Origin of the sequence: Paraburkholderia sp. CHISQ3 (assembly GCF_030464945.1) — a bacterium.
GTDB classification, from domain to species: Bacteria; Pseudomonadota; Gammaproteobacteria; order Burkholderiales; family Burkholderiaceae; genus Paraburkholderia; species Paraburkholderia megapolitana.
This window is the reverse complement of record NZ_JALPRG010000009.1, coordinates 234,335-246,931: the sequence shown is the minus strand read 5'-3', so window position 1 is coordinate 246,931 and position 12,597 is coordinate 234,335. Positions and strand designations below refer to the sequence as shown.

At 60.8% G+C, this 12,597-nt stretch carries 11 protein-coding genes and 1 pseudogene; 10 read left to right on the top strand and 2 right to left on the bottom strand.

Features of this window, described 5'->3' with window-relative positions; translation table 11 throughout:
• Window positions 1-5: 5 nt before the first annotated feature.
• The 5 genes and pseudogenes from M0D65_RS22205 to M0D65_RS22185 all read left to right on the top strand — a co-directional run.
• Window positions 6-302: pseudogene (locus tag M0D65_RS22205) on the top strand (hypothetical protein); the annotation flags it as partial.
• Window positions 303-339: 37 nt separating this feature from the next.
• Window positions 340-2,190 (top strand): TonB-dependent siderophore receptor, encoded by a 1,851-nt coding sequence (locus M0D65_RS22200; RefSeq protein ID WP_266254583.1) that lies wholly within the window; start codon window positions 340-342, stop codon window positions 2,188-2,190.
• A 247-nt stretch (window positions 2,191-2,437) separates the two neighbouring features.
• The gene (locus tag M0D65_RS22195; protein WP_266254582.1) at window positions 2,438-2,998 is read left to right on the top strand and encodes an H-NS histone family protein; all 561 of its coding nucleotides are present in this window, start codon (window positions 2,438-2,440) and stop codon (window positions 2,996-2,998) included.
• 649 nt (window positions 2,999-3,647) lie between these two features.
• Window positions 3,648-4,805 (top strand): porin, encoded by a 1,158-nt coding sequence (locus M0D65_RS22190; RefSeq protein ID WP_091012302.1) that lies wholly within the window; start codon window positions 3,648-3,650, stop codon window positions 4,803-4,805.
• Between the two features lie 264 nt (window positions 4,806-5,069).
• Complete coding sequence (locus tag M0D65_RS22185; protein WP_266254581.1) at window positions 5,070-5,981, top strand: glycosyltransferase family 9 protein; 912 nt, start codon at window positions 5,070-5,072, stop codon at window positions 5,979-5,981.
• 47 nt (window positions 5,982-6,028) lie between these two features.
• Here the strand turns inward: M0D65_RS22185 and M0D65_RS22180 are convergent, their stop codons facing one another.
• On the bottom strand, window positions 6,029-7,429 hold the full coding sequence (locus tag M0D65_RS22180; RefSeq protein ID WP_266254580.1) for a GntP family permease: 1,401 nt from the start codon (window positions 7,427-7,429) through the stop codon (window positions 6,029-6,031).
• 216 nt (window positions 7,430-7,645) lie between these two features.
• Here M0D65_RS22180 and M0D65_RS22175 point away from each other — a divergent pair, with 216 nt between their 5' ends.
• A complete protein-coding gene (locus M0D65_RS22175; protein WP_091012309.1) occupies window positions 7,646-7,918 on the top strand; it encodes a hypothetical protein in 273 nt (90 codons plus the stop codon).
• 36 nt (window positions 7,919-7,954) lie between these two features.
• Here M0D65_RS22175 and M0D65_RS22170 read toward each other — a convergent pair whose 3' ends face one another.
• Entirely contained in the window at window positions 7,955-9,109 is a 1,155-nt protein-coding gene (locus M0D65_RS22170; RefSeq protein ID WP_266254579.1) for a helix-turn-helix transcriptional regulator, read from the bottom strand.
• Between the two features lie 347 nt (window positions 9,110-9,456).
• Here M0D65_RS22170 and M0D65_RS22165 point away from each other — a divergent pair, with 347 nt between their 5' ends.
• The 4 genes from M0D65_RS22165 (at window position 9,457) to fae (ending at window position 12,594) form a co-directional block, all read left to right on the top strand.
• Window positions 9,457-9,657, top strand: coding sequence for a hypothetical protein (locus M0D65_RS22165; RefSeq protein ID WP_266254578.1), 201 nt, complete (start codon window positions 9,457-9,459; stop codon window positions 9,655-9,657).
• A 72-nt stretch (window positions 9,658-9,729) separates the two neighbouring features.
• The gene (locus M0D65_RS22160; RefSeq protein ID WP_266254577.1) at window positions 9,730-10,929 is read left to right on the top strand and encodes a serine hydrolase; all 1,200 of its coding nucleotides are present in this window, start codon (window positions 9,730-9,732) and stop codon (window positions 10,927-10,929) included.
• Between the two features lie 163 nt (window positions 10,930-11,092).
• Window positions 11,093-11,386 (top strand): H-NS family nucleoid-associated regulatory protein, encoded by a 294-nt coding sequence (locus M0D65_RS22155; RefSeq protein WP_091012318.1) that lies wholly within the window; start codon window positions 11,093-11,095, stop codon window positions 11,384-11,386.
• A 683-nt stretch (window positions 11,387-12,069) separates the two neighbouring features.
• On the top strand, window positions 12,070-12,594 hold the full coding sequence (gene fae / locus M0D65_RS22150) for a formaldehyde-activating enzyme (RefSeq protein ID WP_091012320.1): 525 nt from the start codon (window positions 12,070-12,072) through the stop codon (window positions 12,592-12,594).
• The last annotated feature ends 3 nt before the right edge of the window (window positions 12,595-12,597 follow it).

The window sequence follows — 12,597 nt, the reverse complement described above, 5'->3', positions numbered from 1 at the left end:
TGAGGATGAAAGGCTGTCAGCGGCGCAGTGGGCGTCGGGGGATTGTTTTGGGGTCGTTGATCCTCTCGCACGGGTTGCTCGTGGCGGGAGCGTGCGAAGCGGTCGAGCAGGACAGCGCGATAGATACCGTCGCCAGCGACCGGGGTACGCTGCCGGCGGTCACCGTCAACAGCACGAAGCCAATCGATGAAGTGGGTTACCAGCCGCGCCGTGCATCGGTTGCGACGCGCACCGATACGCCGTTGATCGACGTGCCGCAGGCCGTCAACGTCGTGACCCAGCAATCGATCAGCGATCGCGCGCCCGACAGTCTCGCCGACGCGTTATCGGCGGTACCCGGTGTCCGCATGGGCAATACGCTGGCCGGCATCACTCGATGCGATCGTCAAGCGCGGTTTCGGCGACAACCGCGACAATTCGATTCTGCGCGACGGCATGCAATCCGTTCAGCCACGCAATTTCACACCGACCACCGAGCGCATCGAAGTACTCAAGGGTCCGGCATCGATGCTGTACGGCATCCAGGATCCTGGCGGCATCATCAACGTCGTGACGAAAAAACCGCAGCTCGAGGCTGCGCGTTCTGTCACAGGATCCGGCAGTAGCTACGGTGGCGGCGGCGCGCAGATCGATCTGACCGGCCCGATCGGTTCGTCGGGTCTCGCGTATCGCTTCATTGCCGACCATCGCCGCACCGACTATTGGCGCGACTTCGGCGAGACGCGCCAGGACGTGATTGCGCCGTCAGTCGCCTGGTACGGTCGCGACACCACCGTGCTGCTCGCGTATGAACACATGAGCTACGCGGTGCCGTTCGATCGCGGCACGATCATCGACACACGTACCGGCAACCCGGTTGCGATACCGAACGAGGAACGTCTCGACGAGCGCTACAACGTGTCGGCGGGTCGTTCGGATGCGCTCAATCTGCGCATCGATCACAAGCTGGACAGCAACTGGACCGTGCATGCCGGGTACGGTTTCAATCGAACGTACTACAACGACTGGCAAGCGCGTGTAATGAGCGCGAACTTCAACACCGGCGTGTTGACCCGGCGTGTGGACGCGACGCAGAACGGTACGCAGACCACGCACAATCTGACCTTGAACCTCGAGGGCAAGGTGCAGATTGCCGGCTTGCAGAACGATGTGCTCGCGGGCGTCGACTATATGCGCAGCTATCGCGTGCTGGGCGATCTGTACCGCGGCAGGAACAATTCGGGTTTTAACCTGTACGCGCCGGTATACGGTTTGCTGCCGCAGATCAGCACGCTCTCGCCGGCCGATAGCGACCAGACCGACAAGCTCATTTCGCGCGGCGCGTTCATTCAGGATGCGATACACCTCAGCGACCGCTGGATCGTGCTGGGCGGCCTGCGCTACGAGTCGTTTAGCGAAATGACCGGCAAGGGGCGACCGTTCGTCGTGGGCACCAACGTTAATGCGAGCAAGGTGGTTCCGCGCGCGGGCGTCGTCTTCAAGATCGATCCGCAGTGGTCGCTGTATGCCAGCTATAGCGAATCGTTCCGCCCGAATACATCGATCGCGCAACCGATCGGCGAATTGCCGCCCGAGCAGGCCAAAGCCTGGGAGATCGGTTCGAAGTACGTGGCGCACAATCTGACCGCGACGCTTGCGCTGTTCGATATTCGCAAGCGCAACATCCAGACTACCGAAACCATCGGTGGAATCAACTACACGCGCAACGCGGGTCGCGCCCATTCGCGTGGCGTCGAACTCGAAGTGAACGGAAAGCTAAGCGATACGTGGAGCGCGATCGGTAGCTATGCGTATACCGAGGCCCGCTATCAGGACGATCCGAAACTTGCGGGCAACCCTTTGCCCAATGCGCCGAAGCACGAAGCAGCGCTGTATCTGACACACGATTTCGGCGTGATCGGTGCGGCGCCCGTGAGCGGCAGGCTGCGCGCCGGTGCGGGCGGCCGGGTATTTAGCACGCTGCCAGTCGGCGACGGCACCGGCAAGGTCTATCACATGCCTTGGGGGCGCGTCGCCGATGCGTTTATCGCGTGGGATTCGCGAATCGTCGGTCAGAACATTGCCTGGCAGTTCAACGCAAAGAACGTCTTCAATTCGACCTACTACACGTCGAGCTGCTGTACTGGCACGCCGTTCGTCACGATTGGCCCATCGCGTGAGTTCATCCTGAGCGCGCGGGTCGATTTCTGATGCATGCCGGGTTCTAGTCGTCGCTAAAGCTAAAAATAGGATCGAATGTCGCGCGCTACGTTATATGCGTTTTGCAGGACGAATGGATCTCGAGATCGTCACGGCTAAGGCATGCGTTGGATTCAATGACACACCTATCCCAGTGAAGATCGACTGTTGCAAAGCAGGCTGGTTAATTGCTCAAAGTCTAGCTTTGGTTTTGCCATTCATGGCATAGTGCCCCTACATAACTCACTGGGAGGTCCATATGGCTACGCTCGAACAGATTCAGGCGCGTATGAAAAAGCTACAGGCGCAAGCAGAAAAGATCCTTGCGAAGCGCGCGCAAGCCGCAGTCGATCAGATCCGCACGTTGATGATCAAGCATGGTTTGACCACCGAAGATATCGAAGCTCGCGCAAAGGCACGACGCGAAGGTACCCGTAAAGCGGCGAATGCCGCAAAAGGCGTAACGGGCAAACGCGTCAAGGTCGCCACCAAAAAGGGAAAACTCCCGCCGAAATATTTGAATCTGAAGACCGGCGAAACATGGAGCGGCCACGCCCGCCCGCCGGCATGGATCAAGGACGTTAAGGATCGTTCGAAGTTTCTGATCGCAGGCGCGGTGGATAGCGCGGCGAGCACGGTTAAGGCGGCCGTAAAAGGTGCCCGCGGAGCGAAGAAAGCAGGCAGGAAGGCCGCGGCTAAAAAGGCAGTAAGCGCCAAAACTGCGCCGGTCAAAAAGGCGGCGAAGAAGGCAACCAGAAAGACGGCTGGCAGGAAAGCGGCAGCGAAGAAGGCACCGGTAGCGTCATCGGCTGCGGCGTAACGCGTAAATACGCGAGAGGGCTGCACCGATGCGCTACCGCGCACGGAGCGCCCTCCTATCTAAGTGTTGCCGGTAACGTGTCGCTTACGCGTTACCCGATCGTCCCGCATCAAACCCCGCTGCAAATCCCTCCATCGGTTGCAAACATTCCGTGCAGTCGTCGCATTGCATCTCGTCCCGGTTAAGGCGCGTCTGAACAGACGTTAATCCGCATCGAGCGCGCATTCGCCCAACGTGTCGAACCCATTGCAAGGTCTTTCATCGCATGACGGCGCGTCACAACCGGACGCAAAGTCGATCCGATGGTCTGCGTGCGGAACGAACCAGTTCCTCCCGCCCGGTTTGCCACAAACACAAGCCTACTAAGGCACGCGTGTTCCAGTCTCCATTGCCGCACTAAACCCCACGCAAAACCGCTCGTATTACGCACCGAGGCGAATGCAACGCGTGGTAAGTGCGCCTGTGGTCCGTTGCCAACAGATGACCACACGCGCTGTGACCTAATGGCGACATCCGGCCGATGTTGGCCAGTCGACCGACCGGATATCAAAGCAAAGCGATGCGCGCATGCTCCGACGAATCCGTTTCGTAGCCGATTCGTCGGCAAGCGCGCCGCGCGTTATTCAACAGTATCTTTGGAGAGTCCGGAATGAAAAAGTCCGCCATTACCCTGGCGCTGCTGGGAGCCACAATCGGAGTGGCTCACGCGCAGAACAGCGTCACTCTGTACGGCGTAATCGACGAGTCGATTCAGTACACCCATAACGCCACGCCAACCGGCACGAACCAGGTCGGGCTCTACTCGGGCAATCTGTCGGGGAGCCGCTGGGGTCTCAAGGGCTCGGAGGACTTAGGCGGCGGCCTGAAAGCGATCTTCCAGCTGGAAGACGGTTTCAACGTCAACAACGGCAAGATGGGCAGCTATAACGGCACCACGTCGGAGTTCGGCCGTCAGGCGTACGTCGGATTGCAGAGCGATCGATACGGTACGTTCACGCTAGGTCGCCAGTACGATCCGCTCGTCGACCTGGTCCAGGGCATCACGGCGGACAACTACTTCGGCAGCACGTTTGCGACTGCCGGCGACGTCGACAACTACGACAATAGCTCGCGTACCAACAATGCAGTCAAGTACGTGTCGCCTCTGTTTGGCGGATTGCAGGTCGAAGGCATGTACGCGTTGGGCGGCGTTGCCGGCCAGACCGGCTCCGGCCAGACATGGTCGCTGGCGGCGGCCTATGCCAACGGTCCGATCGCGGTGTCGGCCGGCTACTACGTCGCCGACAACGCCAGCACCACGGCGGCGCTACGCACAGGCTGGTCGTCGACCTCGGATGGTACGTTCGACGGGCCGGTCAATACGGGCTATGCGACGGCGAAGTCGATCAATATCGCCCGCGTCGCCGCGCAATATGTTGCCGGCCCCTACACGATCGGCGCGAGCTACAGCAATTCGCAATACAAGGCGGATGCCCAGTCGGCCTTCGCTGCGACGGAGAAGTTCAACACCGGGCAAGCGTTCCTGAATTACCAGGCAACGCCAGCGCTGCTCTTAGGGCTCGGTTACAGCTACACGAAGGCAAGTGGCGATACGGCGGCGACCTACAACCAGATTTCACTGGGCACCGACTACAACCTGTCGAAGCGTACCGACGTCTATCTGGTGGGCGCATGGCAGCACGCGAGCGGCAACCAGTTGAATGCGGACGGCACGGTGAGCAGTGCCGAGGCGTCGATAGGATCGTATGGGGTCGCGGGGACCTCTACGCAGGAAATCATCAGTCTGGGTATTCGTCACAAGTTCTAGGCAAGCGCATGGACGGCAGCATGGCTTAGGCACGCTGCCGTCCATGTATCGGTGGCGTAAGCGAAGGTAATGAACGCGGTAACTTAAATAATCCGCTGGAGATCTACACTACGTCGCTTTAGCGGACAGGTCCCCGTCTCTCATCTGAGCATCCTTTTCCTACCGTCAGGCGCTTCAGGCAATGCGCCCAACTTGCTCGCCCGCATGAACCCACTGTTGCCGCATCCCACAGACGCAGATGGACCGAGGCGCTTCGCCATCGTTATGTCGAACGCAATTGGCGACACCCTGATCCTGATGGTCATCGTCCGCAATCTTTTGCGAAACGGGATCGATGTCGATGTTTTTGGGCGTCCGGCGTACGCGCTTCGGCAGTGGTTTCCCGACGTCGCGATCAGGCCGTTACCGGAGGTAACGGATAGCAACGCATGGCTCGCGCCGTACGAGATCGTCGTGCAAATGCATCGACATAAACCGGTGGCGAACCTCGCGGATCTCCATTCCCGCGTCTACGATCTGCATGAGGTCTCATACAGCGATCCACCAGGCTGCATGGCCGAGCGCTTCGCCGACTTCTGCCGGCAGGAGCTCGGGCTTAGCGATGTCGGCCTGACCAACGGCATCACACCGCCATCCTCGTTACGGCATCGCCAGTACGTGCGCCGCATTGCGATTCATCCCGAGGCCAGCACCGACGACAAGCGCTGGCCGCGTCGAAGCTTCGTGAAACTGGCGCAGCGCCTGCGCAAACGTGGCTACGACGTGCAGTTCGTGATCGCACCGCACGAACGCGAGCACTGGAGCGAACGCGAGAGAGGCGGTATTCCCGCACCGGCTTTCGACAATTTGCACGAACTCGCGTGCTGGCTTTACGAGTCCGGCTGGTTTATCGGCAACGACTCCGGCGTCGGCCATCTTGCGTCGAATCTCGGCATTCCGACGACCAGTCTGTTCCGCCGACGAGGCGTCTCAGAGCGTTGGCGTCCGGCATGGGGAACGGTGACAGTTGTGTTGCCCTGGCAATGGATTCCCACTGCGCGGCTTAAAGAAAAATTCTGGCGCGAGACACTGACATGCGCGCGAGTTTTGCGGGTGTTTCAGCGCATGGTTCGGGAGCATCAGCCTGAAGACGAACGCCCCGTCGACCTATACGCGAAAAGCAGCGAACCCGCCTAAGCGGGTTCGCTAACGGGCCGCCTTAGCAACTGTCCGTAGCGACTGCGTCAAACGAGTCCAGTCGTGTAATACACCGTGATCACGAAAAACACGGCCAGCGTCTTGATGATCGTCACCGCAAAAATGTCGCGATACGATTCGCGGTGCGTGAGCCCCGTCACGGCAAGCAGTGTAATGACGGCACCGTTGTGCGGCAGCGTGTCCATGCCGCCGCTCGCCATGGCGACGACCCGGTGCAGCACTTCCATTGGAATATGGGCGGCGTCCGCGGCCTTGATAAAAGTATCGGACATGGCAGCGAGCGCGATGCTCATGCCGCCGGATGCCGACCCGGTGATACCCGCCAGCGAGCTGACCGACACCGCCGCGTTGACGAGCGGATTCGGAATGCTCTTCAGCGCATCGCTGACCACGAGAAAGCCGGGCAACGCCGCGATCACGCCACCGAAGCCGTACTCCGACGCCGTATTCACCGACGCAAGCAGCGCCCCAGCGACGGCTGCCTTGGTACCAGTCGCGAACCGTTCGCGTACGCGGCCAAACGCGGTCAGCACGACCAGCACGATGCCGAGCAGCAGCGCACCCTCCACCGACCAGATCGCGACCACGGCCTTGATCGGCGTCGTGATGGGCGCATGTATGCCGGGCAGCACGTCCGGCGCGACGGTATACGAGGCGCCGTACCAGTCGGGAATCAGCCGCGTCAGCGCGAAGTTGGCGACGCCAACAAGAACGAGCGGTGCGACGGCGAGCAGCGGATGCGGCAGATGCGAGGACTCGACGCGCTCCGGCTCGTTGACGAGCGACGTGCCGTAGCCTTCGCCTTTAGCCATCGCGGCGCGGCGGCGCCATTCCAGATACGTCAGGCCCACGACGACGATGAACAGCGATCCCGCTACGCCAAGCACCGGCGCGGCCCAGGAGGTCGTTTTGAAGAAGGTGGTCGGGATGATGTTCTGGATCTGCGGTGTGCCCGGCAGCGAATCCATCGTGAACGAGAACGCACCGAGCGCGATGGCGCCCGGCATCAGACGTTTCGGAATGTTGCTCTGCCGATAGAGTTCGGCGGCGAATGGATAGACCGCGAAGACGACCACGAACAACGATACGCCGCCGTAAGTCAGCAGCGCGCAGACCGCAACGATTACCGCATTGGCGCGCGAGCGGCCGATATAGCGAATGGCGGCGGCCACGATCGATTCGGAGAATCCCGACAGTTCGATTACCTTGCCGAATACCGCGCCAAGCAGAAATACCGGAAAGTAAAGCTTCACGAAGCCGACCATCTTGTCCATGAAGATGCCGGAGAACACCGGCGCGACCGCGGATGGTTCGGTCAGCAATACGGCGCCGAGTGCCGCGATTGGTGCAACGAGAATCACGCTGTAGCCGCGATAGGCCGCAAACATCAGAAACACTAGCGCGGCGAGGACGATCACAAATGACATTGGGTCTCCGTATTGAGTGCGTTTAATGCAGGCATCGATAATGCCGGCTGGTTATTGATTCATACAGGATAAATGTTTCTATTGTTTGCGGGCAATCGCCGGCCAGGTTTGTTGCGCGTCATCGCTGGAGAATCGCTACGACACGAATAACGCTTTGCAAGCTATGCATGGCACAATCGCTATCGTCGAAAAACAAGACGCCGATCGGGGTTCTCCATGGAACACAGCCGTCAATCATTTCAGGTAGCTGTCGTGCGCTCGCTAGCCGGGTTGGCCGCGCTCGCTGCGTTAGCCGGACTCGCGGGCTGCGGCAGCAGCGCGCCGCTGTTTCTGTCCGATGGCCGTCCGACCACCCAGGTGCAATGCCCGGACAGCCAGACCTCGTGCGAACAGCAGGCGCGTGCCGCGTGCGGCGGCGCGTTCGATACCGTGCGCCAGTCGACCGACGACGGCCAGCGTACCTTGCTGTACGCATGCAAGGCGAAGTAACGCGAACTAACGCGAATAGCACGAACGAACACCGCCTCAGACAATCGCGCCTGGCAGATGCAACAGCAGCCGGATCAGATCCGGCTGGCGGTTCGTCGATGTCTTCTGGTAGATCGATTGCAACTGCTTGCGTACGGTGTCGTGCTGCACACCAAGACGCAGCGCAATGTCCTTTAGCGAGAGTCCTTCCGCGAGGCAGTATGCGACCCGGCATTCGGCTGGCGTCAGATTGAATGCCGCCGCGAGCAGATCGGTGTCGACCACCGGCGACGATTGCGGATCGAAAAATATCAGCATGGCAATCGCACGCAGGCCGAATCTCGCCGACACGTCGCCGGGCACGATCAGGTTGTAGAACACATAGAGCGCGGTCTTCTCGCTGTCGTCGCCGGCGATGCGCAGTACCCGGTACTGTGCGGCGCTCGCCTGGGTGGCGTGATCGGGCACGCGCAACTGCCCTTCGGTCTGCGCGCAGTCATCGAGAAAGCGGCTCATGAAGGGCGGCGGCAGCATCAGCGTGCGACCGGTTATCCGTACCAGCTCGGTCGATTGCAGCAGACGTTCGGCCGCTCCGTTCACGTGCAGCACTTCGCCGCCGGTCGTTGCGAGGATCACGGGCTGCCCCCAGCGGCTCACGAACGCATGGCCGACCAGCGCATCCGTCGAGTACACATAGCGCTGCATCTGCTGCGTCATCGCGCGCGCCAGATGCGGTGTCAGGCGCTGCAAAAACGCGATCGCGTCCCCGGTCATCGGCCCCTGGCTATCGTTGCGCGTGCAGGCGAACACGACCGTGAGGCGCGCCTCGTCGATCAGCTTGCAACCCGATACATAACGATGCCCCATCGGCAGCAGGAACTCCTGGTAAAAGCGGTTCTCGCTGACGAACGCGTCGTCGAAATGCTCGTGGCAATGCATCCAGTGCAGTACAGGCTGCGTCCATAACAGCGCGAGCCGAGGATCGACGCGATGGTAGTGCTGGATATAGCCGAGTTCGGCCGCCACCGGGAGATTGAAGCCGTCGCTGAAGGACAGCGTGTCGTGATGCTTGTCGAAGGCGAGCACATGAATCGTGCTGGCCCCGGTCAGTGCGGCGAGGTCCGCGTATAACGCCTGCCATCCCGCGGCTTCGCCGACGGTGTCATAAATGCGGTGCACAAGCCGGTCATATTGTTGTTCATCTGATTCCACGCGACCTCGATTTTTTCCATAAACACTGCACGTACTCGATCTACCAGGTTGGACTTATGTCTTCCACAAACGGGGAATATACAGTCCCAATAGCTGACGTTAATCTTCCGTTTCTTACGCTGGATTATCTTCTGACGAGACGCCGGGTTCGGTGCGGCGCCTAACGGAAAAGCACTCGCCGCAGTTCTAGAGTCGATTCAGGACCGGTAATCGAATATTCGCCGTAAATTTTTCCAGAGGCGTCTGAAAAAGGCAGACAAATCGGTAGTTGCTCCCGTTTTTACTCGACGGTATACGGCACAGTTAATGCTTGTAGTGGATTTAGACTGGCATTCCGGGGAAAGGCAATGAACCACCAGCAACTCGAAAAAGATATTGAACATCTCGAACACGTGATGCCGCGCATTTCAGCCGACGACCGCATCCCGTTGTCCTACTGGCGCAACCGGGTCAATTCGGTTCTGGCTGCGATTCTCGTTCCATCGCAGGCGAGCCGCGTGAAGCGGCTCAACGAAGCGCTTCTCGTCCTTGAGGGGCTCCAAAAATGATGCCGGCAGTACTGGCCGATTGCACATCTTTCTGTTTACAGTAGAAGAACGACCGAGCTTGCAGGGACCGCGATGCAGAGAGCAGGTTTTTCACCCGACCGGCTCGCACGCTTGACCGAGGCCATGCAGGCCTATGTCGAGCGCGGCGACGTGGCGGGTGCCGTGACGCTGGCGTGGCGTCGCGACGAGATTGCGCAATTCGATGCGCTCGGTCTGCGAGACGAAGCGGACCGGCTGCCGATGGAGCGCGACACGCTGTTCCGGATCGCCTCGATGACGAAACCGGTCACGAGCGCCGCAGCGATGATGCTGATCGAGGCGGACCAGCTGGCGCTCGACGCGCCCGTGAGCCGGTGGCTACCGGAACTCGCAACATTGCGCGTGCTGCGCGATCCAGCAGGCGCCCTCGATACCACCGACCCGTTGCGTGAGCCCATCACGGTGCTCGATCTGCTGACGCATCGTGCGGGATTCGCGTATCACTTCACTTCGACGGGACCGCTTGCCGAGGCCTATGCCAAAGCGTTCAACGGAGTCGACTCGGGGGCCGGCTCCGACGGATGGCTCGCGCGCGTCGCGTCACTGCCGCTGATGTTTCAACCCGGTACGCGCTGGCACTACAGCGTCGCTACCGACGTCCTCGGTGTTCTCGTCGAGCGCGTGAGCGGCCTGTCGCTCGGCGACTTCTTCCGCACGCGCATCTTCGAGCCGTTGGGCATGCGCGATACCGCGTTCTCGATTGCGGGCACGCAGCTCGAGCGGCTCAGCACAGCATGGCGCTTCGATTCGCCGAGCCGGCGCCGCGTTGTCGAAGAGCGCGCGGCGGGGAGTCGCTGGGCCAATGCGGCGCGTTTCCAGAGTGGCGGTGGCGGGCTCGTCTCGACGGCCCACGACTATCTACAGTTCGCCCGGCTGCTGCTCGGACGCGGGCGCGTCGGCGATACGCGGCTGTTGTCGCACCGCTCGGTCGACCTGATGCGCAGCAACTTCCTGACCCGCGAGCAGCGGCGCATGCCGGCCATCGGTCCGATTACGTGGGCGGGGCAGGGCTTCGGGCTCGGCTTGTCGGTGGTCGACGATCCGGCGCAACAGTTGCCGCTCGGCTACCGGTCGACGGGTTCGTTTGGCTGGCCTGGCGCATTCGGCACGAGCTGGTTTGCCGATCCCGTGGAGCAGATGATCGGCATCATGCTGATCCAGCTTCGTACCGACGGACCGTTTCCGATGGCGAATGAATACGAGCGGCGCCTGTACGACGCAATCGACGATTGAATGTGCAGTGATGTGGTGTGGTGTGGCGTTACGGGGACACTGGCACGTAACGCACGACTGACTGACCTTTAGCACTTGGGGCGAAACCGGACCTATCCGGCACTTTTTCGATCTGTTAGGGTCACACTCCCCGTTGCCCTAACACCAATTGGAGACTGCTGTCATGGCCACCTATAAGCAACTGACTGCTCAACTCGAAAAGCTTCATAAGGAGGTGGCCGTCGCGCGCGATAAAGAAGTGGCACAGGCGATCGCCGACATCAGACAGCAGATCGCCGAATACGGGATCACGGCGGAAGAACTCGGCTTCTCGAGCAAACGCGCTCCCGGTGCACGCAAGGCGCCACTGCCGCCGCGCTATCGCAACCCCAAGACTGATGAAACATGGAGCGGTCGCGGCCGCACCCCAGGCTGGCTCGTGGGCAAGAACCGCGATCGCTTCCTGATCGAAGACTGAAGCGGGCGGCGTTTTCGCCGCACGACAGAAGCGTCCGACGGCCGATGCATCCACGCGATGCATCGGCCGTCTGCTTTGCGCAGCGATAGCGCGCTGCGTGATGACGATGTCGCGGTGACGCGTCACGTGTCGTTTTTCGCACCGTTGAGCAATTCCCGAAAACGCTCACCTTTGACCGATCTCGCGTGGGTGATGGAGTGGTTCGGCGGAGGCTGCTCGCACGCGAGGGCGCCGAGTCGAGGCGATGTCGATTCGGACATCCGTTCGATGCGGATGAATGCTCGAACCTCGTATCGAAGTCACTTGCGTCGTCTGGGTAGATCGGCTGCACAGGCTTATTTGACAAGGCTTTGCGGCGCTCGAAGAAGCTCGCATAAACGATTCGCACACACACAGAACACGCATGCGTATGCATGCGGAAGCCGCTATCAAAGCACGTGCCACGCACGCTGCATACGGTGCAAACCAAAGACGATCTCCGCTCACGTCTAACGCGTGAACAGCGCCAGAATTCGCCCCTCCTGAAAACGCTCACCTTTGGGCGGATCGAGACCTGCAGCACGCGCCTGGGACAAACCCGGAAATGAGCGCGCCTCATACCCCGCATCAAAAAACATCGATTCACCGCCGTTCGTCGCGGCCCGCACAATCGCGCCATTCACTCAACCGCTGACGGAACGACCATGAGCGCCACGACGGACAAACAACTTTATATCGGCGAAGGATTTGAAGGACCGGGCGTCAATCTCGCCCACATCAATGTGCTGGTCGGCCCGCGCAACGGCCCGGCAGGCCAGGCATTCGCGACCGCGCTCGCCACGCCGAGCACGGGTCACGCGCCGTTCGTCGTGATTGCGCGCCCCGGCATCCCGACCAAGCCGCTGACGCTGTATGTGAACAAGGCGCAGATCGATGGCGAGTTCCACGGCAATGCGACGTGGGGTGCATCGCAGGCCGGGATCGCGAAGGCCGTGGCCGAGTCGCTGGAGAACGGCACGCTGCCGCCCGAGGCGGAGAACGACTGGGTGGTGGTGTCGGCGAACTGGGTGAACCCCAAGACCGACGATCTCGATGCCGTGTTCGAGAACAACTATCGCGCCTGCAAGAACGCGATCGTCGCGGCGATGAAGGGCTTGCCGCATCGCGACGAAGTGTTTGCCGCCGCGCGCGAGGTATCGAATCCGTTCTATACGCCGAAGCAACGCTGAGCG

Coding starts and splice junctions, on each gene's coding strand:
- M0D65_RS22195 (WP_266254582.1), top strand. CDS start 2,438: ATGGCTACGCTCGAACAGATTCAGGCGCGTATGAAAAAGCTACAGGCG.
- M0D65_RS22190 (WP_091012302.1), top strand. CDS start 3,648: ATGAAAAAGTCCGCCATTACCCTGGCGCTGCTGGGAGCCACAATCGGA.
- M0D65_RS22185 (WP_266254581.1), top strand. CDS start 5,070: ATGTCGAACGCAATTGGCGACACCCTGATCCTGATGGTCATCGTCCGC.
- M0D65_RS22180 (WP_266254580.1), bottom strand. CDS start 7,429: ATGTCATTTGTGATCGTCCTCGCCGCGCTAGTGTTTCTGATGTTTGCG.
- M0D65_RS22175 (WP_091012309.1), top strand. CDS start 7,646: ATGGAACACAGCCGTCAATCATTTCAGGTAGCTGTCGTGCGCTCGCTA.
- M0D65_RS22165 (WP_266254578.1), top strand. CDS start 9,457: ATGAACCACCAGCAACTCGAAAAAGATATTGAACATCTCGAACACGTG.
- M0D65_RS22160 (WP_266254577.1), top strand. CDS start 9,730: ATGCAGAGAGCAGGTTTTTCACCCGACCGGCTCGCACGCTTGACCGAG.
- M0D65_RS22155 (WP_091012318.1), top strand. CDS start 11,093: ATGGCCACCTATAAGCAACTGACTGCTCAACTCGAAAAGCTTCATAAG.
- fae (WP_091012320.1), top strand. CDS start 12,070: ATGAGCGCCACGACGGACAAACAACTTTATATCGGCGAAGGATTTGAA.